We start from the raw sequence: 20,307 nt of genomic DNA, 5'->3' as shown, positions 1-20,307 counted from the left end.
GTACCGGTGTCCTCGCCAATCCCTGGACGCTCAGACAAGCGTTTTGGACGCTCAATCAAGCGGCAGTGCCCGCCCTTCCGTAGCCTGGATGGTGACGGTCTGCGCAAGCCGCCGGCCGTGCACCATCAGGCGCCGCTCAGGCATCACCGCGTGACCTGAGGCGCCATCACCGACGGAGAACGCCGCATGAACGAGCAAGCGAGCCAGTATCAGCAACTCATCGCCAAGTGCTGGGCGGACGAGGCCTTCAAGGCGCGGCTCATGGCCGCGCCGGCGGAGACGCTGACGCAGGAGGGATTCGAAATCCCGACCGGCGTCAATGTTCAGGTTCACGAGAACACCGAGACCCAACTGTGCATCGTGATCCCCCAACGGCCGACGGAGTTATCGGATGATGCCATAAGCGCTGTCGGCGCCGGGGTGGGGTTACCTTGGTGGGTACCAAAGTGTGCCGACTCCCCCTATCTTTGACGCCTGATCCGTCAAGCCGACGGCGCTGGAGGATGAGGTACCAACATCCGCCGCGGGCGGGCTCAGCTGCTTTGATGACGATCAGTTGACGATGCAATAGAGCGTGCGGTCCCGGCGTTGTCGCTGCACGTATGATGCACCAGGACTGATGGAGTAAACCGCATGACCGACCAACCCAAGCAATACCAGCAACTCGTCGCCAAATGCTGGGCGGATGAGGCCTTCAAACGGCGTCTCATGGCCGAGCCGGCGGAAACACTGAAGCAGGAAGGGATCGAAATTCCGACCAACGTCTGTGTCGAGGTCCACGAGAATACCGACACCCGGCTGTGCATCGTGATCCCCCAACGGCCGACGGAGCTGTCGGATGACGCTCTCGAAGTTATTGCTGCCGGCGCCTACATCTCCTTTCACACTTATTGCGAGCCAATTGAAATATGACGCCAGATCGAGACACCCATCGCCCCATCGCCCTATCGCCATGCGCTCAGCACATCCATCGCGCCACCAAATACGGCACGGATGCGTCCCTCAAATCGCATCTCATCACTGATCCGTCGGGAGCGCATGCGCCTGCCGGTTGACGGATTCGCAATCACTGCCCGGTTCCCGCCGCCCCACCACCAGCAGCGTGATATCATCGGCCTGATCTTGGCCAGCGGCGAATTGCTGGACGGCTGCCAGAATGCTGTCGAGCGCCTCTTGGGCGTTGGTGGGACGCGATTTGATCTCGGCCAGGGTACGCTTGAGTCGATCGCGGCTGAACAGGGCCTCGTTGGCGTCCATGGCCTCGGTCACCCCATCCGTGAAGAAGACCAGCACATCGCCAGGCTCGAGCTGCAGGCGCGCCTCGGCGAACTGGAAGCTCGGCCAGACACCGAGCGCCATGCCAGGCAGCTTTTCGACATCCTCGATCAGGCCACCGGCGCGCACGATCAGGGGAGCGTCATGGCCGGCATCGGCGTAGACCAGGACCCCGGTGTCGAGATCCAGCACCCCCGCGATCATGGTCACGAATAGCTGCTGCGGATTGTCCCGTTCCAGCTCGTCATTGACCCGCTCAAGCAAGGCCGCCGGGCTCTCACAGCCGCTATGCTGCGCATGGGCTTTGATGAGCGTCAGCGTTACGGCCATGAAGAGCGCCGCGCCCGGCCCCTTGCCCGCGACGTCACCGATGGCGATGAACAGACGCCGCTCATCGAGCATGAAGTAGTCGTAGAGATCGCCCCCCACCTCGCGTGCTGCGATCATCTCCGCCTCGAGATGGCAACGACGCCGGGCCCGCTCGTCGAGCCCCAGCTGCGGCAGCATGCCCAGCTGGATGGCGCGCGCGACGGCCAGTTCGCCCTCGGTGTGCTCGCGCTTGGCCACCTCGCGCTCGAGCTCGACCAGGAATGCCTGCAGCCGGCTGAGCATTTCCATCTGCGCCTGGGCCAGGGTCCCCACCTCGTCGCGGCGCTCGCTCATCGTGCGAAGCGATTGCCCGTCGATATGATCGATCTGGAAATTGCTCTCGGCCAGACGCGAGGTGAGTCCGGTGAGATCGAGTAATGGACGCACCAGCGGGCGCGAGCCGAGCTCGGAGAGGATGAGGGTCAGCAAGAACACCCCGCCACCGATGGCCAGGGACAGCCAGAGCAACTCACGCAGCTCGGCATGCAAGCTGTCCAGGCTGAGATCGGCGCCGATCAGATAACGACGGCCATCCCCGGTGTCCATGGGCATGAAGATCGACCGGAATGCACCATAGCCGTCGGTGTAGCTCAAAAATCGGGTCTGTCCATCATCGAAGGACAGGTCAACTTCCGGTGGCGCCGTGTCATACAGATTGAAAAAGACATCCTGCGTGCCATCGCGCCATTCCTCGGGCGTGGCCGAAGTCGCCGTGGTCACGACCTGGCCATCGACGCGCATGTAAGTGTAGACGTAGGCAAAGCCCGCCCGATCGGCATAGCGTGACAGCCGACGCATGCCCTCGAGAAAGCGTTCCGGGGAGACCGACGCCGGGCCGCTGATGGCGCGATGGTAGTCATCCGAGAACAATTCATCGACGGCATAGGCGGCGGCACGCAATTGCTCGTCGGCCCCCGCCAGTAGGGCGAAGCGCAGACTCTGATAGGCGCCGATCGTGAACGCGATCGAGATCACCGCCCCGAGGGCCAGGAAAAGCAGCCGCAAGCGTCTTGTAAACTTCACGAAAAACCCCGTCGCAACCGACATATTGAACGCAGCCCGAGTCGCATCGCAACGGCGTCGGTATCCGCTGGCGATGGTACGATCCGCGCTTCAGGCTGAATGGCACGACCAACCATAGAGCGACGCTTGGGCGAAACATCGAAACACAATAGCATCCGCCGGCCACGCCGGGCGGGTCGCGCGCGCCTCTGGCCCGGCGAGGCGCATCTCGTGCTGGTGATCCTGAGCTTCGCGGTGCTGCTGCAGGCGGGCATGACCATGGGGATGGCCGCGGGCGACGCCCTGTTTCTCACCGAGGTGGGCTCGGGCTCGCTGTGGCTTGTCTTCGTGTCGACCCCAATCCTCATGGCGCTGATCACGCCCGGCTACACGCGCTGGTTGGAGCGTCGCGGCATCAACCGGCTGGCCGAGGGCATGCAGTGGGTCCTGCTCGTCCTCGGGCTGCTGATCGCCGGCCTGCTGTGGCTGCACGAGGGCCACGCTCTCTGGCCCGGCTGGCGGGCGCCGACCGCAGTATTCGCGGCGCTCAGCATCCCGGAACACTGGGTCGAGCCCCTGCAGCAGGCGTTCTTCCTCGCCATCAAGCTTTACACGGCGGCCTGCTATATCTTGCTATACACGCTGTTTTGGAATGTCGCCGACAGCTATTTCACCATCCAGGCGGCCAAGCGGCTGTTTCCGGTGTTCAGCGCCGGCTTGGCCTTGGGCAGCGCCCTGGGGGCAGGGCTGGTCGTCTGGCTCGCAATCCGTCTGCCGATGGCGGCATTCTTCCTGGCCTGGGCTGGCTGCGCCCTCGCGGCCTGGCCACTGCTGCGGGTGCTGGGGCGACACGGGGTGCGACTGACCGATACCGGCGTCCGGGAAGCGGATCATCCGGAGCCCAGGGGGTCAGCGCTGAAGGCGTTACTGACCTCACCGTTCAGCCTGACGCTCGCAGCCGTGCTATTCACCACCCTGCTGCTGACCAACCTGGCCGAATATCAGTATCTGACGATCCTTGAGCGCGACTATGCACTCGACGAGCTGGCCGCACTCTTTGGCCGGCTCTTCGTCGCCGCGGCGATCTTCAACCTGGTCATGAATTTATTCGTCTATGGCTGGCTGGTCGCGCGACTCGGGGTGCGCACCCTGACCCTGGTCATGCCGCTGGTCTATCTCGGCACCTTCGCCGTGCTGTTCATCACCGATCAGGTCTGGGCGGCGATTCTGGCCTTCTGGGTCTATCACGGCGTGTTGACCTCAGTGGAGTACAACACCCAGAATCTCCTGTTCAATGCGGTTCCGGGCGCGCATAAACAGTCCATCCGCACCTACCTCGAGGGCCTCGCCGAGCCGAGCGCCAGCCTGTTCTCCGGACTCTTCCTGCTGCTGATCGCGCCCTGGCTGGACCCGCGCAGTATCGCCGGGATCGGGTTGTTGCTGGCGGTCGGACTGCTGGCGCTGGCGTTGCTGCTGCGTCAGTCCTATCGCGGCGCGCTGGCGCTCAATATCCAAACCTTGTCGCGCCTCGCCCCGCGCGCGCGCACCGGCGGTGGCAGCGCTGACGCGGCGGCGGCCGGGGAGCATGCCTGGACGCCCGACATGGCGGCACATTTCCAGGAGCCCCCCCCAGAGGAGGCGCTGGCCGCCGCGCGCGCCGGCCTGGTCTCGGAAGTGCGGGCGCGTGACTGGCTCGCGAGTCCCAAAGCGCATCTGCGCGCCGCGGCCGCGATCGCCTATTGGCGTCTCGGTGGCGTGGCGCAGGTGCGTGCGGCCACTCTGGCGCTCGATCGCCTGACCCAGGGGGGCCTTGACGAGCATTGCCTGGCATTGCGCGGCTACGGCCTCATCGGCGGCCCGATCGGACTGCGCATCCTCACCGAGCACCTTGATCATGACCATTGCCAGGTACGCCGCGCCGCGCTCGGCGGTCTGCGTCAGGCATTGGCGCCCGACCTCAATCCTCCCGGGCTGGTCACGCGCCTGTTCGCGATACTCGAATCGAGCGACGACGAGTCGCGTTGGCTGGCCTTGGAGTGTCTGGGGGTGCTGGCCGACGCGCGCCTGATCGTGCCGGTGCTGGAGCGCGCCGAGCGCCTCGGCCCGGTCGAGCGTGAGTGGCTCGCCGACATCCTGGCCAGTTGGGGCGCGCGCGCACTGTTGCCAGCCATGCGCGTGCTCGCCGAGCCGGGGTTCGGTCACGCCACCCGCCGCTTGGCGGCAAACCTGGCGGCGCGGGTGGATCTGGGGCAGGCCATCGCCCTCTTCGATGAGGTGCTCGACACCGAATTTGCGCGCGGTCGCGAGGCGCTGGAACAGGCCTCGATGCTGGATGCACTGCTGGAGGGCGTCCCCGAGGATGGCGGGCACGACTGGCTCGGTCAGTCGCCGGCGATCGCGCTGTTCGATGCCGTCCTCGACGAAACGCTCCAACTCCGGCTACCGGCCTCGGAGCCGCGGTCATATGACACCGATCCAACCGATGAGGCGCATGCCTCCGAGACCGCCCGCCTGCAAGAACTCCTGCAGGGCTGGGTCGCCGGGACACCCTGCCTGCGGCTGGCGCTTGCGACACTGGCTGCATTGCGCCGTCTCAGCGCCGAGCAGGCGGGGCTGCGCGCGCTGGAGATCGCGGCCCTCGCCGGTCGTGTCCCCGACTACCAGAGTCTCGATCAGGCGCTCTCCTCGACCAATCCCAAGGACCGGGCCAATGCGCTCGAATCGATCGAGCATGGCCTGAGCCGTCGCCACCTGGAGAGCCTCAGGCAGCTGCTCGCCGTCGAGGGGTCGGCGCGGATGGCCCAGCGCCGCAGCGCACCGCGGCCCGACCTGCCCGGGGTGTTGCGCCAACTGCTCGAATCACACGACATCAGCGCCGGCGAGCAGGCACTCGCCCTGCTCGCGGCGGTCGATCTGGAACTGCCCGAGGCGCCGGCGCTGGCCAGGCGCCTGGCGCTCGCGGCGCCGACGCGCCCGCTGCGCAAGGCGGCCCGGCTGGCACTGATCACGCTCAGCGAGAATGGCGCAGCAGCGGCAGCCGGCGACTCCGCGAAGGCCGGCGGCATCGCCGGTACCCTCGAGGCCAGCCGCGCATGAGCCAGAGCCAGCGCCCAACACCCGGCCTGGCGCAGCGGGTCTTGAGCGTGCTGATGCCGGCGGTGGTGAGCGTCACCCTGGGCTTCAGCCTGCTCCTCCACCACGACCTGAACCGGGCCATCAACGATGGCTTCGATCGTCTGCTGATCGCCACCAGCGCGGTGACCGGCGCCCTGATCGAGGCCGAACCGCATCAGTCATTGCTCGACGAGGTGCAAGGGCTCGGACGTGATGCGCTCGAGCTCAAGGTCGACCCGCGCTATGACGATCTGGTGACGCCGATGCGGGCAATCCGCGAGCGTTTGGGGCTGACCTATCTCTACACCCAAGTCCTGGGCAACGGCGAGCGTGAGGTCATCTATGTGATCGACACCAGCCCCGCCGAGGACTTCACGCCGATCGGAACAATCGACCTGCTACCGAGCGACGCGGTCGACGCCATGTACAAGATCCTCGGCGGCGCGCCGCACGCAGTCTCACCAATCGAGGCATGGGAGGAGTGGGGGCTACTGAAATCCGGCTTCGCCCCGATTCGCGATGCCAACGGAAACGCGGTCGCCGCCGCCGGTGCCGACGTCAATGTCACGGTCATCCGTGAGCGCACCCGCATCGCGTTGTTGACCGTCCTGGTGATCGGCCTCTCGGCCCTGAGCGCGGGACTCATCATCGCCTGGGTGATCGCACAGCGGCTGAGCCAGCCGATGCAACAACTGAAGACGCTCGCCGCGCGCGCCACCGCCGGGTCGAGCGCGCAACGCTCCGACGCGACCCGGCTGATCCCCGAGTTGCGCCCGGTCGCCGCGGCGATCGATGCCCTGCGCGCGCGCCTGCAACGCAGCCACGACGCGGCGCGCCATGATATCGGGGCGCTGCGTGCGCGCCGTCTCCACGACGCGACCCGCCACTGGTTGCACACGCGCGTCGCCACCGACACCGGCACCGAAGCGCTCGATGATCCAGAGCGCGAGGCACTGGTGCTCGGCCATCGTTGCGGCTGGCGTCTGCTCTGGGTGATCAGCCCGGCCAGCCGCCCCGACGCGGACGACCTGGTCGGCTGGCGCCAGCGCATCGACCTCATCAACCTGATGCGCCGGCTCTGGGAGCAAAGCCCAGAGGAGCCTGAGCATTGGCCGGCCTGGTTCGGCAAGACAGCATCGCGTCTCCTGTTGCCCGGTGAGGGCCGTCTGCTGGCGGTGGAGACCGATGGCCGTGTCATGCATCTGGCCGGCGATCCCATCGAGCCGGGCGTGGATGCACTACCCTTCCGGCTCCGGGGCGCCTGAGATGCGGCTGCGCTTCATCATCAGCGCGCTCACGCTCGCGCTGTTCGTCGGACTCGCGAGCCTGGTATCGCTGCTCAATGGCATGCTCGAACGCAACCATCGCCTCGACAACCTGCGCCGGGAGGCGCAGGCCATCACGACGGTGGCGGGCGAGTTCCTGCGGTATCGGGGCAGCGAATTTCTGGAGTCGCATCGGGCGCCACTGGAGCGCGCGCTGGCGGCAACCAATGCGCGCAGCCTGTTCCTGGTGGATGCCGAAGCGCCATCGCGTCCGCTCGCCGTCTGGCTCGATCAGCCACCGGCGTCACTCCTCGACCCGGACGCAACGACCAGTGCCCGGGGTTGGGGCTGGCTCAACCCGGCGCGCAGGCTACGCACCGACGACGGCGAGCAGATCCAGCTGAGCCTGCTCCCCGAGCATGCCTGGTACGCGCTGATGGCCCCCATGCCGACGCGCCAGGCACCAGAGCAGTTCATTGGCGTGGTGTTGGAGATCGATGACGCGCTCGCAGCGATGCGGCGTCAGTGGCATCAAGCCGTGCTCGCCATCCTCGGTGCGGTTGCGCTCGGCCTGGGGCTCTCGTTTTATCTGAACGCGATCATCCGGGGCGATCTCGACCGTCTCGGTCAGCGACTCCAGGCGCGCATCGCGGATGAAGATCCGCAGCAACGCAAGGCAGCGCCCCGAATGCGGGAATTCGCCGAGCTCGATCGCGCGGTCGCGCTGATGGACCACCTGGAGCGCACCGCAATCGCACGCGCACTCGCCGAGGCGCCGGGTGAGCGTCTGGAACAAGAGGCGCGCGCCCGGCGACGGGTCTTGATGCCACAGACGCTCACCGCCTGTCGCGATTGGGAGGTCCTGACCACACTGGTCGGCGCCGCCGATGGCGCCTTCCAGGTCCAGGTCGATGGCGGCTGCTCATTGCTCGTCGCGCTGGGGCGGGTCACGAGCGATGCCGAGGCCTGCAACGCGGCGACCTGGTGGGCGCGCGCCCTGGCCTGGGGACTGGGTCCGTCGGAGGTCTGGCTACCGGCTGTGCGGGAACGCTTCAGCGCATTGTTCGGCGCGGGGGCCGAGGTCATGGTTGAGCGTTTTCCGCAGCCACTCGCGGCGCGGCGCGTGACGGCGCATCCAGCACCGATCAGGCATCCGAATGGTCTCATTTGTCAGGCCGCGCTCGAGCCCGTCGCGGCCCGACTGGCAATCGACTGGTGCGCCAATGCGGCTGCCGACTGCGAGCTGGAGCAACTCGCCGATGAGCTGGATCGTCTGTTGACGGAGGAGGACGGGCCCGGAGGGGCGCTTCTGATCGCGCGCCTCAAGACGCCGAGCGAGCGGTCAGCAGCCAGTGGCTGAAGGCGCCGCGCCGACAGTGATCCGAGGCCATGGCCGCGCCATAGGCGCCGACATTGAGCAGGGCCACGGACTCGCCGTCGCGGATCTCGGGGAGCGGCTGCTGCGATGCCCACAGGTCCAGGGCCTCGTTGATATTACCCGCCACATCGGTGGTATACAGCGGTTCATCCGGCTCGAGGGCGCGACAGCGCACCGGCTGACAGGGCAGTCCGTAGAAGGCCGGCTCGGGGGCCAGATTGAAACCGCCATCGAGATAGACCACGCGGCGTCCGCCGCGCCAATCGCTGCCGACCGCCTGCAACACCAGCACCCCGGCATCCTGCACCAGGTAGGCGCCCGGCTCGACCTCGAGCCTGAGCCCGCGCCCGGCCAGGCGTTGTGCCAGCACCGCGGCCCAGGCGCTCAGCTCGAGCGGCCGGTCTCCCGGTGTCAGGGGCACGCCCAGCCCGCCGCCGATATTGATCCGCTCCAGCGGCGCCTCCAGCGCCCCGCCAAGGTCGAGCACGGCGGCGACCAACTGATCCAACCGATCGAGCTGATCGTTGAGATAGCCGCAGCCGGCGTGGACATGCAGCGTCGTGATCGCAAGCCGATGACGACGAGCGATCGCGCAGGCGGTCTCGATTTGTTCGGGCAGGACGCCGAACTTGGTGGTGCGCCCGCCGGCGTAGTCGAGCGCTGGATTGTCGCCATAGCCGAGCCCGATCCCGGGATTGACCCGCAAGCCCACCGCCCGCCCCGGGCTCAGCCGGCCGACACGCTCGAGCACACCGAGTCCGTCACAGTTGATCCAGAGCCCGGCATGCGCCAGCAGCGCCCTCAGATCCGCATCGCTGGGTGCGCACAGGGTGACCGAAATCGCCTCCGGCGCGAAACCGCAGGCGCGCGCCAGCGCGACCTCGCCCGGTGAGCAGGCGTCGATGCCACAGCCGTCCTCCAGTGCCAGCGCCGTCAACAGCGGCTCGAGCCGATTGGCCTTCATCGCATACAGAATACGCGCGTCCAGCCCGGCCGCCTCGAGCGACCCGCGCAGGGCAGCGAGCTTGGCGCGCACGCGCGGCCAGGACAGGACATGCAGGGGGCCGCCGGCGGCCCGGTGCAGTTCGGCGAGCACCCGACCCGACAGCTCGAGCTGGCCATGACGAAAGCCCAGGTCCGCGCGCGTCCACCAGGCGCGGCCATCCGGCGACTTGGCAGTCTCTGGCACGGCCATCATCCCGCACGCAGCGCGGCGATCATCGGGTCGACCACGCCTTGCGATCCGCCTTCAGGCGCGCCAGGTAGGCCAAGCCCGCGGCGTTGACCGGCTCGCGGCGCCCGCTGATCCAGCGCCGACACTCGCGCGCGCCGCAGTCACAGGGAAACTGCCTGAACAGCCGATCTTCGGTCTGCGCGTAATCGATGGTGAGCCGTTCCCCCGAGCGAATCGGGCGAATGGCCAATAGCTCGAGCGCGTGCATGTCGAGCACGCAATTGGGCGCACAGCCGTGTGCAAGCAGGCCCACCGAATGGCCGAGCTCGACATGCAGCCCCGGCAGCATCTGCAGCGTGTGCTGTCCGAGCGCGCGCGACACTTTGCCCTGAAAGCCGCCGACCAGCTCGCCGGGCGCGAGATCACGGCTCGCCACCAACGCAGCGCCATGCGCGCAGACCTGCCGGCGCCAAGCTGCTGTGTCCGTCATCGTAGGAGGCTCTTGCATCACGCTTGTGTCGCACCACCAAAGCTTACACAGTGGGACCGTCATCATCGCCGCGTCCAAACACTTGTCGCTCGCTCACCCATGGCCCTCTCATGCCTGAGCATCCGTATTGTTGTCTTCATCTGTGGGACCATCAGGGCAGGTGGACAGCGCGATGATCAAGACCCACCACCGAGGGTGACATGAACGAGCCACTGCTGCTGAACCTGAAAAACGATCTCTCCGAGCTGAGCCATCTCGCCGCGGCCGTCGAGTCCTTTGGCGAACAGCGGGGGCTCTCCACCAAGACCATCATGCACCTCAACCTGGCGCTCGATGAGTTGGTCACGAACGTCATCAACTACGCCTATCCCGATGACGCGGAGCACTGGCTCAGCGTCAGTCTCTGGACCGAGGCCGGCTCACTCCGGGCGCGGGTCGTCGACGACGGTATCCCCTACAACCCGCTGCAGGCGCCGGAGCCGGACCTCGATGCCGATCTCGAGGAGCGCCGGATCGGTGGTCTCGGCGTGCATTTCGTGCGCCAGATGATGGACGACATCCGCTACGTCCGTGCAGGTAACCAGAACCAGCTCACCTTGACGAAACACATGACCCCGTGACCCGTATCGCCAAGGCCTTGTCAACCCTGCTGCCGCAGCGGGCGCAGGCCGGGCGCATGGCGCTTCAGGCCCTCGCTCGAGGCGATTGCGAACCGACACCGCCCCCCAGTTTATACAGAAGCGTGGGCATACCGGCTTGACTGAGCATCCATAACCCTTGTCTGTGCGTCCATGGCGTGGTGACGGTCGAGCCCGCCCAGCGCCGCCTTGGGCATCCGCACGGCCGGCGCCGCGCTGCGCCGCTCCGCCCTCACAACAAGCAGGTTCCCGACTCGCCCGGCGGGCGCCGGTCGCACCGGCATCCCCACAACCACATGGACGCACAGACAAGCCTTGTGGACTCTCGGTAAAGCCGATGTGGTCACCCTGGCGTAGCCTGAGACCCGCAGCCCGTGCTGCCTGCGGGCCATGCATCATCACGCGCCGCTCAGGCATCGGCACCTGACTCAGGCGCCCTCACCAACGGAGCACGCCAAATGCACGAGCAATCGAATCAGTACCAACAACTCATCGCCAAGTGCTGGGCCGACGAGGCCTTCAAGCAGAAGCTCATGGCCGATCCCGCCGGGACGCTGGCGGCGGAGGGCATGACAGTGCCGGAAGGCGTCACCGTCCGGGTCGCTGAGAACACGGCGCAGGATCTCACGCTCGTGATACCAGCCAAACCGACAGAGCTGTCGGATGAGGCGGTGAGTGGGGTAAGCGGCGGTGGTTTTAGCGAACCGACTTATTACCTCACCCAAAATAGCTATATCTGCGCCTAAAGCGGTCGTTGGGTCAGACTAGGACGCTGACCCGAGCGCGCAACCCGCGGAACAGTCGACCATACCAAGGTCGTACGGACAGTCCGAGCCGCTGGCGATGGGCTACCGGCTCAACCATTATTGTCTGTCGGTCGATGGACGGTGCGGCGGTTGGCAATTTCTGACCTGGTCGGCAACGACAACCAAGCATCCGCCGCAGCCGAACCACAACCCATGCTCCAACGCCCCCGCTTCAAGCCCCACCTGACCCCTGCACGCATCCCCGACGAGGGCGTGCTGCTGCTGTCCGAGGAGGGCGCCCGCGCCCTGCACGGGCGGCCCTACGAACGCCTCGCCCCGCTGCTCGACGGCACCCGCACGCCCGACGACCTGGTGGCCGCGCTGGCCGACGAATTCGAGGCCGCGCACGTCTACTATGCGTTGCTTCTTCTGGAGAAAAACGGCCATCTCGAGGACGCCGCGCCGGCGATCTCCGCTGATATCGACGCGTTCTGGTCGCGTCTCGGCGTCTCGGCTGCGGTGGCGCAGGCGCGGCTTGCCGAGACATCGGTGCAGCTGCGCGCGCTGGGCAACAGCGACCCCGCGCCCCTGCGGGCGGCGCTGGAGCAGCTGGCCATCCCGCTCGGGGCGCCGGGACATGCGCCCTCCACAGCGCCGGCCCTGGTCGTGGTGCTGACCGACGATTACCAACGCCCGGAACTGACCGCGATCACGACCGAACTGCGCGCCGCCGGGCAACCCTGGCTGTTGCTGAAACCGAATGGCTACGAACCCTGGCTCGGTCCGCTCTATCGGCCCGACCAACCCGGCTGTCATGTCTGTCTGCTCAAGCGCCTGGTGCGCCACCGCACCGTCCAGGCCTTCGCCGCCCGGCGGCTGGCCCTGAGCGAACCCCTGGTCACGGGCCGCGCGGCGCTGCCGGCGACCCAACGCCTGGCCGCCGAGCTGGCGGTGCTCGAGATCGCCAAGCATCTGGTGGGCGTCTCGGCGGCGGTCGACGGCGCAGTGCTCAGTCTCGACACCAGCAGTCTGACGACGCGCACCCATCGCCTGTTGGTCGATCCGGCCTGCCCGGCGTGCGGTCAGCCGGTGACGCCGGCACGGCGACCCGTGCGGCTGGTCCCACGCCCGGCGCGCTTCATGCAGGATGGCGGCCATCGCAGCGTCACACCGGAGAAGACCCTGCGCGACTACGACCATCTGATCAGTCCCATCACCGGGGTGGTCAGCCAGTTGGTGCCGGTGCAAGCGGCCGACGGTCTCGCGCAGGTCGTGATCGTTGGGCACAACCCAGCCTTGCGGCTCGACCGCCTCGACCATCTCAAGCGCAGCCTGCGCCACGCCAGCGCCGGCAAAGGTGTCACCGAAAGCCAGGCCAGGGCCAGCGCCCTGTGCGAGGCCATCGAGCGCTACAGCGGCGAGCGCCAGGGCGATGAGATCATCGTCACCGCCAGCTATCGGCGGATGCGCGCCGAGCGGGGCGCGGCGGTCATCCACCCCAACACCGTGATGCGCTACAGCGAGCGCCAGTTCGCCGAGCGCGATGCCTGGAATGCCAGGCCATCCAAATTCAACCGCATCCCCGAGCCGCTCGATGACGACCTGCCCATCGACTGGACGCCGGTGTGGTCGCTGACCCACGACGCCGAGCGCTATCTGCCGACCCAGTTGCTCTATTACCAGGCGCCCGCCAGCGCCGACTGTGCGCGCTTCCTGGCCATGGGCTGCTCCAATGGCAATGCCTCCGGCAACAATCTGGAAGAGGCCGTCTTGCAGGGCCTGCTCGAGCTGGTCGAGCGCGACGCGGTGGCACTCTGGTGGTACAACCGCTTGCGCAAGCCCGGGGTGGATATTGCGAGCTTCGGCGAGCCCTGGCTGCTGGATCTGGCCGAGTATTACGACGGACTGGGGCGCGACACCTGGGCGCTCGACGTCACCAGCGACCTGGATATTCCGGCCTTCGTCGCCGTGTCGCGGCGGCGCGAGGGACCGCAGGAGCGGTTACTGTTTGGGTTGGGCTGTCATCTGGACGCGCGCATTGCGCTGCAACGCGCCTTCGCCGAGATGAACCAGATGCTCGGGATGGCACGCGACGGCCGGGAGACCGACGATCTCCAGCTTGAAGACGCCGAGACCCTCGCCTGGCTGACCACCGCGACGCTCGAGACGCAGCCCTACCTGGCCCCCGATCCAGCGGTTCCCCCGCGCACCCGGGCGGATTTCCCCGTGCGTCACAGCGGCGATCTGCTCGCCGATCTGGCCGTCTGCCGCGCGCGCATCGAGTCGCTGGGCATGGAAGTGCTGGTGCTCGACCAGACCCGCGCCGATGTCGGCATGCCGGTGGCCAAGGTCATCGTGCCGGGGCTGCGACATTTCTGGGCGCGGTACGGCGCGGGGCGTTTGTACGAGGTGCCGGTGACCATGGGTTGGCTGGAGCGCCCACTCACCGAGGATGCGCTCAATCCGATTTCCATCTTCTTTTGAAGGCAAGACCGTGATGCACCCTGCGCTCCATCTGCACCTGTGCCCCGGCGCCCGTCTCCTGACCGAGGGTGAGGACTGGCTGATCGTGCGCGGCGCGGACTCGGTGTTGCGCCATCGCGGGTCCGGCCCGGCGGCGCGCTGCCTGCTGCAAACACTCGCTGGCAGCGGTGGCCGCGCCGATGCGCTGATGACGCAGGCCCAGGCGACGGAGCCCGAGGTCATGGGCGCGTCCCTGTACTACTTGCTGATGGCCTTGGAGCAACGTGGTCTGCTGGCCTATGGGCTGGATCAGGACGGCCGGCGGCTGGCGACCCTGGAGCCCATGACCCCGGGGTTTCGCGCGCTCGCGCCGGAGGTCGATGCGGCGGCATCCTATCGGCTCTCGCGCTTCGCCGCGCTGAGCCGCGATGGCGAGGCGACCCTGGTCGACTGTCCGCTCGGCCATGCCCGGCTGCGTCTGCATGATGGGCGTCTGGCCGCCCTGGTGGGGCTGCTGGCCCGCCCCCAGACCGCGGCCGGGCTGGCGGACGCCGCGCTGGATCTGGACCCGGACACCGTCGCCGGCCTGTTGCGTCTGTTGCTGAGCCTCCCGGCCATCTTCCCCTGTGACGACGCCGGCCTGCTTCCCGAGGATCACGACCCGGCGCTGCGGCAATGGGAGGCGCATGACCTGCGCTTTCACGCCCGCAGCCGGATGGGCCGGCACGACTACCCGCTCGGCGCCACCTTCCGTTTCGTCGACGACCTCCCCCATGCGCCGGCCATCAAGCCCGCGGGCGCCGGCGCGCGGATTGCGCTCCCGCAACCGGATGCCGGGTCCACCGGGCCGGACTTCTTCGCGGTGGTCGAGGCGCGCCGCTCGCTCCGTCAGCCAGGCGCGCAGCCCCTGACCCTGGCACAACTGGGGCACCTGCTCTGGCACGTGGCGCGGGTGCAGCAGCACCGCCCGGCCGATCCCGAGGACCCGCGTCACTATGCAGCCACGCTGCGCCCGGTCGCCGGCGGCGGGGCCATGCACGAGTTGGAGCTGTATCTGACCGTCACCCGGTGCCGCGGTCTGGAGCCGGCCCTGTATCGTTACGATCCCTTGACCCATGCGCTGGAGTGGATCACCGCGCCGAGCGCAGAGAGCGCGGGCCTGGTGCGCGACACCATGCGCGCCGCTGCGATGGAGACCCCGCCGGATGTCGTCATCACACTCGCCGCACGCGTCGCACGCATGAGCTGGAAGTACGAGAGCATGGCCTATGCGGCCATCCTCAAGCACGTCGGGGTGCTCTATCAGCAGTGCTACCTGGTGGCCACCGCGCTGGGACTCAGCCCCTGCGCGATCGGTGCCGGTCACTCGGACCGTTTCGCCGCCGCCGTCGGCACCGGCTATTACGAAGAGACCTCTGTAGGTGAGCTCGCCTTGTCGGGACCGCCCGATGCACTGTAATTTCGCCCAATCATCGTTGTCTGATGGACTGGCGGTATCGCTCCATTGGGCGAATGTCGCGGATGGGATCTCAGCGCTTTATGCTTTCTGTTCGTTGTTGGATTTCTGCTCGGCGCGCCACGCTTCGATATCACCATCTCGTGGGTCTCGCGCCGGAATTGTTCCAGGGTGTGTGAATCACTCAGACCTTTCGCCGCCGCCGCGGCTGACCGGCCGGTTTGGCCGACGCCTTCTTTTTCCGCACCGGCTTGGGCTCCCCATCGGAGACCGCCAGCACCAGCCCCAGCGCGACGGAGGTCACCAGCAGACTGCTGCCGCCCTGGCTGATGAAGGGCAGGGTGACGCCGGTGATGGGCATGGCCTTGGTGACGCCGCCGACGTTGAGCAGGGTCTGCACCGTGAGCACCGCGGCGATGCCGGTGGCCGCGAGCATGCCGAAGGGGGACTTGGCACGGGAGGCGATCAGGATCAGACGCCAGCACAGCAGCGCAAAGAAGACCAGCAACAACGCGCTGCCGATGAAGCCAAGCTCTTCGGCGACCACGGCATAGATGAAGTCCGACTCGGCGATTGGCGTGTAGCGCGGTCGCGCCTGGCTGAAGCCCTCGCCCCAGAGCCCGCCGGCGTACATACCGGACAGGCCCTGGAGCACCTGCCAGCCGGCGCCGGTGGGGTCGCTGAAGGGGTCCAGCCAGCTGGCGACACGGCGCTGGCCGTGGCTGAAGAACTGCAGCACGGCGTACCCCACCGCGCCGGCTGCGAGGGCGCCATAGACCAGATAGCCGACGCGCCTGCTGCCGGCGGCGAGCTGCAGCAGCAGCGCCAGCCCCAGGATCAGTACCAGCCCCAGGTCCCGCTGTACCAGCAGCAGCCCGAGCAGCAGCACCGCGAACAGCGCCAGCGGCCACAGGGCGCGCAGCGGCGGCAGCGGAATCCGCCCCCGCCACTTACCGAGTGCCTTGGCGTGGCGGTCGATGAAGGCCGCGGCGAAGACGATGACGGTGAGCTTCAGCACCTCCGTTGGAGTGATGAAGCCAGCGCCATAGACCGCACCGCGAAAGCGCTGACCGGTCAAGAGCACGAAAGCCACGACAGCCAGCGACAGCGCCGCCCAGAGCCACATGCCCGCGGCCAGCCAGCGATAGCGCCCGTCCAGCAGCGCCACCGTCACCAGCGCCAGGACCATGACCGCCGCTGGCAGCAACAGGTGGGCGGGCACCAGCCCGTCGCCGGCGTAGACACCCATGCGAACCTGTGCCAGCAGCCCGATGCCCGCGACGAAGGTCACCAGCGCCAACAGCAGCTGATCGCCGCGGAAGCCGGCGGCGACGAAGACGAGGTGGGCGCCGAAGAACGCGAGTCCGAAGCCCAGGGGCGGCACCAGATCGCTCCAGCGCACGGCAATCCCTTCCTTCGGCAGCGCACCGAGCACCATCAGGAAGCCGACGCCGACGGCGAAGAGCACCCACAGCAGCAGTTGTCGCTCCGGCGCGCGGGCGGCCCAACGCTCCGCCAGGGTCTCGGGACGAGAGGGCTTGGCCATCTGCAGTTCAGGGCGTAAGCGAGTCGGCGATGGGCCGCGGCCCGGGTGGGTGTGAGCCCGCGCGTCGGCGCGCCACACCGGGCGCGGGAGCACCCGGGCAGGGTTGACACCACGGCGGCGCTGTGACGCGCGCAGCCCGGACTCCGCCAGCGCTGCGCCGGCTCGAGCTCACGGCAAGTGGCCCCGCTGCTCGGCCAATAGGAGCAGATCCCGCGCGATGGGCGCCGCCGCCGTGGAGCCGTAGCCGCCGTGCTCGACCAGCACGGCAAAGGCCAGCGCCGGGCGATCGGCCGGCGCGAAGCCCATGAACCAGCTGTGCGAGGCACCGAAGGAATTCTCCGCCGTACCGGTCTTGCCGGCGATGGCGAGCCCGGGCGTCTCGATGCCGCGGCCGGTACCCTCGGCGACGGCGCGGCGCAGCATGACCTGCAGCTGCCGGGCGGTGGCGGGCTGCATGAAACGACCGACGGCGGCCGGCTGCTCGCCGGCGATCAGATACGGGCGCACGGCGACGCCGTCGTTGGCGACGGCGGCGGCGATGAGCGCCATCTGCGCCGGCGTCGCCAGCACCTTGCCCTGGCCGATGGACGCCTGCGCCAGCCCGTAGCGGTCGGCGTTCGCGATGCGGGGGATACGCCCGGTGCGCATGAACTGCGGGCGGCTGTTCCCCGCGCCGAGAGCAATGCGGCTATTGAACAGAAAGCGCTCCGTCGTCGCCCGGAAGGCGTCGTGACCCAGGTGGACGCCGAGCTGGGCGAAGAACACATTGGACGACTCCACCAACGCCGTCGTCAGCCCGATGCGCCCGTAACCCTGCCAGGTGCGCCCGGCGCGGCGGGCCTCGTAGTAGTCGTGGTCGCGAATCTTGCGATAGTGCCGGGACGTGGTCCAGCCGTCCGCGGGGCACTCGATGAGCCCGTTGAAGCCGCGGTCCAGCGCGTCGGCGGCGAGCACCACCTTGAACGTCGACCCCGGCGGATAGAGCCCGGCGGTGGCGCGGTTGAGCAGCCGCGCCTGCGGGTCCGCCCGCAGAAACAGGTCCGCCTCGATCCGGCCCGGGTCGAAGGACGGGTTACTGGCGAGCACCCGCACCGCGCCATCCTGCGGCCGCAGCAGCACGACGGCGCCCGCCCGCTCGCCCAAACGCTCCATGGCCAGGCGTTGCAGGGCCGCATCCAGCGTCAGGGTGACGTCATTGCCCTTGGGGCGCTTGCCTTGGGTGAGAAGCTGCCGGCCGAGGGCGCCCCAGTCCGCCAGTGAATCCGGCGTCCCGCCGTTGAGCTGGATATTGGCGGCGGCCTCGATGCCGGCGGCGCCGAAGCGTGGGTCCGCATAGCCCACCACATGCGCAAAATCCGGACCTAAGGGATAGTACCGTTGCGCCGTCGGCCCGGCCGGTGTCTGCACCACGCGGCTCTCGGCGAGCACGGTGCCGGCGACATCCAGGATGCGCCCGCGCTCGATCCAATGCGCCGGGTTGAACTGACGGCGGTCATGCAACTGCATGAAGGCGATGAACTGCGGCCGTGCCGTGCCCGAGAGTTGCCAGGTCGCCTGGTACGCCAGCACGGCGCCAAAGCCGGCCAGCATCAGCATGCCGGCGAGTGCGAAGCCCGCCCGCGGCTTGGCGAGGTGCTTCAGTCCGACGACGGCGCGCAGGTCCAAGACCCGTTTCAGCACGAAGATTGCCGCCAGTAAGAATACCGCATGCAAACCGAGGCGCAGCGGCCCCCAGGGGGCGGACTGGAAGAGGCTGTTCAGGAGATCCATTATCGCGTTGATGCCGGCCGCCAGCAGCCATGGAAGCTGAGCGGCACCACGTCCGGCAGGGCCAGGATGCACACCGGCCCCGCCGCCAGGGCGGCGGCATCGTAGATCCAGACCTCGCCGGCGTCGGCCCGGCCATCGTACACCACGCTGATGAGCCAGTGCCGGGATGGGTCTTCGGCATCCGGCACCACCACAGGCTCGGAAGGATACCGGCCATCGCCCAGGTCGGCGAGGGTGAGGTGGTCGTGGACGTGATCGAAGCAGGCCAGGGTGTCGTAGCGCTCGGCGGTGGTCTCCGTGCCGGGGCGGTGGGCGGCCATGTAGGTGCGCCGCCAGGGGCGGCCGGTCTCGCCATGCAAGACCATCGGGAACTCCACCGACCGCGGGCTCATCTGCGCATGCTCTTCGACGCGGGCGGTCTTCGGGTCGAGCGTCATGCGCCACAGCGTCGCCTCGGCCGGCGTCGTGGTTCGCCCGCTGGCCACTTCGCGCAGATGTTGGTTGGTGCTGAAGTCCGCATAGCGCGCGTGATCCAGCACCACCCAGCCCCCGTCCGCGCAGGCGCCGTTGCCGAAGTGCCATTGGTAGCCGGGCTCGGTTTCACCCCGCGCCACCAGGTCGAGGCTCGAGCGCTCGAACACGAGGATCTGGGTGCCGAGATCCGGGCGCCAGCGCATCGCCTCACCGTAGGACTTGCGCCCCAGCAGCACCGGCAGCACCGAGACGCGCACCGGCGGCACCAGGAACACCAGATAAGGGCCCGCCAGGATCCAGTCGTGGATCAGTGGCACAGCGTCCAGGTCGAAGTGGCCTTTGGCCCGCAGTCGCCCGCCGCGGTCGCAGCGGTAGAGCACCAGCCGGGCCCTGGGGCCGGGGATGGCCACACCAAAATTGTAGATATCGCCCGTCGCCGGGTCTTGCTTCGGATGGGCCGAAAAGGGCTCGGAGGATTGACGCTCGCCGCCGGGACCCGCCAGATCCGCCAGCCCTCGGGTGGCCAGGGTCTCGAAGTCCAGCGCATGCGGACCGCCGCCCTCCCACAGGGCCAGGAGGCGGTCGTTGAGCGCGATCACCGACGTGTTGGCCGCGTTCTTGAGCGGCCGGCGCCAATGGTTCCAGATGGGCCCGGGCGCGGTCATGCCGTAGTTGCCGTAGAGGAGCCTGCCTGCGGCCTCTTCGCGGCGGAAGCCGTCGGACCGGACATAGCGATAGTTGGCCTCGGCGGCGCCGTCCTGGAAGCGCACCCGCAGCACCGCCCCGTCGCCGTCGAACCAATGACCGACGTGCATGCCGCCGCGCGCCAGGCGTGCGGGCCCGTTGCGGTAGAGCGTGCCGCGCAGGCCGGCGGGCACCGCACCCCGCGTCGGCCGCAGCCTGGTGGTTGCGAACTCCCGGGCCGGTCGGGCGACGGCTCCGGACCAGAGGCGGGGTTGGTCGGTGCTCATGGCCGGTATTATCCCCGTGTGACGCTGACTTGTATCGGGCGGAGAGAGGGTCTAGGGTCTAGGGTCTGGGGGCGAGGTGCTCGCCCCGCGTCGCCGAGCGCTAGGAGGCTGTCCGACTTATCGGGCCGCAGGCCGGGTACAATAGGTCCGGGTTCACGCAGACGCGAGTGTGCAGC

15 protein-coding genes are annotated in these 20,307 nt (G+C 68.1%); 9 read left to right on the top strand and 6 right to left on the bottom strand.

Annotated elements, in window-relative coordinates; translation table 11 throughout:
- Positions 1-186: 186 nt before the first annotated feature.
- Both QZ588_RS14115 and QZ588_RS14110 read left to right on the top strand, forming a co-directional pair.
- Positions 187-471, top strand: coding sequence for an NHLP leader peptide family RiPP precursor (locus tag QZ588_RS14115; RefSeq protein WP_295543585.1), 285 nt, complete (start codon positions 187-189; stop codon positions 469-471).
- Positions 472-633: 162 nt separating this feature from the next.
- Complete coding sequence (locus QZ588_RS14110; RefSeq protein ID WP_295543584.1) at positions 634-912, top strand: NHLP leader peptide family RiPP precursor; 279 nt, start codon at positions 634-636, stop codon at positions 910-912.
- A 105-nt stretch (positions 913-1,017) separates the two neighbouring features.
- On the opposite strand, the gene QZ588_RS14105 is transcribed toward QZ588_RS14110, so the two are convergent.
- Complete coding sequence (locus QZ588_RS14105) at positions 1,018-2,667, bottom strand: PP2C family protein-serine/threonine phosphatase (protein ID WP_295543583.1); 1,650 nt, start codon at positions 2,665-2,667, stop codon at positions 1,018-1,020.
- 126 nt (positions 2,668-2,793) lie between these two features.
- On the opposite strand from QZ588_RS14105, the gene QZ588_RS14100 reads away from it, so the two are divergent.
- From QZ588_RS14100 to QZ588_RS14090, 3 genes are all read left to right on the top strand, one after another.
- Entirely contained in the window at positions 2,794-5,742 is a 2,949-nt protein-coding gene (locus tag QZ588_RS14100; RefSeq protein ID WP_295543582.1) for a hypothetical protein, read from the top strand.
- A gap of 161 nt (positions 5,743-5,903) precedes the next feature.
- Entirely contained in the window at positions 5,904-7,025 is a 1,122-nt protein-coding gene (locus QZ588_RS14095; protein ID WP_295543581.1) for a hypothetical protein, read from the top strand.
- Positions 6,994-8,385 (top strand): hypothetical protein, encoded by a 1,392-nt coding sequence (locus QZ588_RS14090; RefSeq protein WP_295543580.1) that lies wholly within the window; start codon positions 6,994-6,996, stop codon positions 8,383-8,385. Before QZ588_RS14095 ends, QZ588_RS14090 begins: the two co-directional genes overlap by 32 nt.
- Here the strand turns inward: QZ588_RS14090 and QZ588_RS14085 are convergent.
- Entirely contained in the window at positions 8,348-9,592 is a 1,245-nt protein-coding gene (locus tag QZ588_RS14085; RefSeq protein ID WP_295543579.1) for a diaminopimelate decarboxylase, read from the bottom strand. The genes QZ588_RS14090 and QZ588_RS14085 overlap by 38 nt on opposite strands.
- A gap of 28 nt (positions 9,593-9,620) precedes the next feature.
- Positions 9,621-10,067, bottom strand: coding sequence for an SET domain-containing protein-lysine N-methyltransferase (locus QZ588_RS14080; RefSeq protein ID WP_295543578.1), 447 nt, complete (start codon positions 10,065-10,067; stop codon positions 9,621-9,623).
- 200 nt (positions 10,068-10,267) lie between these two features.
- Between QZ588_RS14080 and QZ588_RS14075 the strand changes: the two genes are divergently transcribed.
- The 4 genes from QZ588_RS14075 to QZ588_RS14060 all read left to right on the top strand — a co-directional run bounded on the left by QZ588_RS14075 (position 10,268) and on the right by QZ588_RS14060 (position 15,373).
- The gene (locus QZ588_RS14075) at positions 10,268-10,687 is read left to right on the top strand and encodes an ATP-binding protein (RefSeq protein ID WP_295543577.1); all 420 of its coding nucleotides are present in this window, start codon (positions 10,268-10,270) and stop codon (positions 10,685-10,687) included.
- A 476-nt stretch (positions 10,688-11,163) separates the two neighbouring features.
- A complete protein-coding gene (locus QZ588_RS14070; protein ID WP_295543576.1) occupies positions 11,164-11,451 on the top strand; it encodes an NHLP leader peptide family RiPP precursor in 288 nt (95 codons plus the stop codon).
- Positions 11,452-11,664: 213 nt separating this feature from the next.
- On the top strand, positions 11,665-13,935 hold the full coding sequence (locus tag QZ588_RS14065; protein WP_295543575.1) for a TOMM precursor leader peptide-binding protein: 2,271 nt from the start codon (positions 11,665-11,667) through the stop codon (positions 13,933-13,935).
- A 13-nt stretch (positions 13,936-13,948) separates the two neighbouring features.
- The gene (locus tag QZ588_RS14060; protein ID WP_295543574.1) at positions 13,949-15,373 is read left to right on the top strand and encodes a SagB family peptide dehydrogenase; all 1,425 of its coding nucleotides are present in this window, start codon (positions 13,949-13,951) and stop codon (positions 15,371-15,373) included.
- Positions 15,374-15,554: 181 nt separating this feature from the next.
- Here QZ588_RS14060 and QZ588_RS14055 read toward each other — a convergent pair whose 3' ends face one another.
- The 3 genes from QZ588_RS14055 to QZ588_RS14045 form a co-directional block, all read right to left on the bottom strand.
- Entirely contained in the window at positions 15,555-16,916 is a 1,362-nt protein-coding gene (locus QZ588_RS14055; protein ID WP_295543573.1) for an FtsW/RodA/SpoVE family cell cycle protein, read from the bottom strand.
- Positions 16,917-17,084: 168 nt separating this feature from the next.
- A complete protein-coding gene (locus QZ588_RS14050) occupies positions 17,085-18,686 on the bottom strand; it encodes a penicillin-binding protein 2 (protein ID WP_295543572.1) in 1,602 nt (533 codons plus the stop codon).
- Positions 18,686-20,131, bottom strand: a complete 1,446-nt coding sequence (locus QZ588_RS14045; RefSeq protein WP_295543571.1) for a carotenoid oxygenase family protein — start codon at positions 20,129-20,131, stop codon at positions 18,686-18,688. Before QZ588_RS14045 ends, QZ588_RS14050 begins: the two co-directional genes overlap by 1 nt.
- Positions 20,132-20,307: the final 176 nt, after the last annotated feature.

The organism is uncultured Thiohalocapsa sp. (genome assembly GCF_913062725.1).
Lineage (GTDB): Bacteria > Pseudomonadota > Gammaproteobacteria > Chromatiales > Chromatiaceae > Thiohalocapsa.
The sequence above is the reverse complement of the archived record's forward strand: the minus strand, read 5'-3'. Positions and strand labels throughout refer to the sequence as shown.

Bases quoted from the DNA above. Each gene is read 5' to 3' on its own strand.
- QZ588_RS14110 (WP_295543584.1), top strand. From the start codon at position 634: ATGACCGACCAACCCAAGCAATACCAGCAACTCGTCGCCAAATGCTGG.
- QZ588_RS14050 (WP_295543572.1), bottom strand. From the start codon at position 18,686: ATGGATCTCCTGAACAGCCTCTTCCAGTCCGCCCCCTGGGGGCCGCTG.
- QZ588_RS14075 (WP_295543577.1), top strand. From the start codon at position 10,268: ATGAACGAGCCACTGCTGCTGAACCTGAAAAACGATCTCTCCGAGCTG.
- QZ588_RS14070 (WP_295543576.1), top strand. From the start codon at position 11,164: ATGCACGAGCAATCGAATCAGTACCAACAACTCATCGCCAAGTGCTGG.
- QZ588_RS14045 (WP_295543571.1), bottom strand. From the start codon at position 20,131: ATGAGCACCGACCAACCCCGCCTCTGGTCCGGAGCCGTCGCCCGACCG.
- QZ588_RS14115 (WP_295543585.1), top strand. From the start codon at position 187: ATGAACGAGCAAGCGAGCCAGTATCAGCAACTCATCGCCAAGTGCTGG.
- QZ588_RS14065 (WP_295543575.1), top strand. From the start codon at position 11,665: ATGCTCCAACGCCCCCGCTTCAAGCCCCACCTGACCCCTGCACGCATC.
- QZ588_RS14090 (WP_295543580.1), top strand. From the start codon at position 6,994: ATGCACTACCCTTCCGGCTCCGGGGCGCCTGAGATGCGGCTGCGCTTC.
- QZ588_RS14060 (WP_295543574.1), top strand. From the start codon at position 13,949: ATGCACCCTGCGCTCCATCTGCACCTGTGCCCCGGCGCCCGTCTCCTG.
- QZ588_RS14080 (WP_295543578.1), bottom strand. From the start codon at position 10,067: ATGACGGACACAGCAGCTTGGCGCCGGCAGGTCTGCGCGCATGGCGCT.
- QZ588_RS14055 (WP_295543573.1), bottom strand. From the start codon at position 16,916: ATGGCCAAGCCCTCTCGTCCCGAGACCCTGGCGGAGCGTTGGGCCGCC.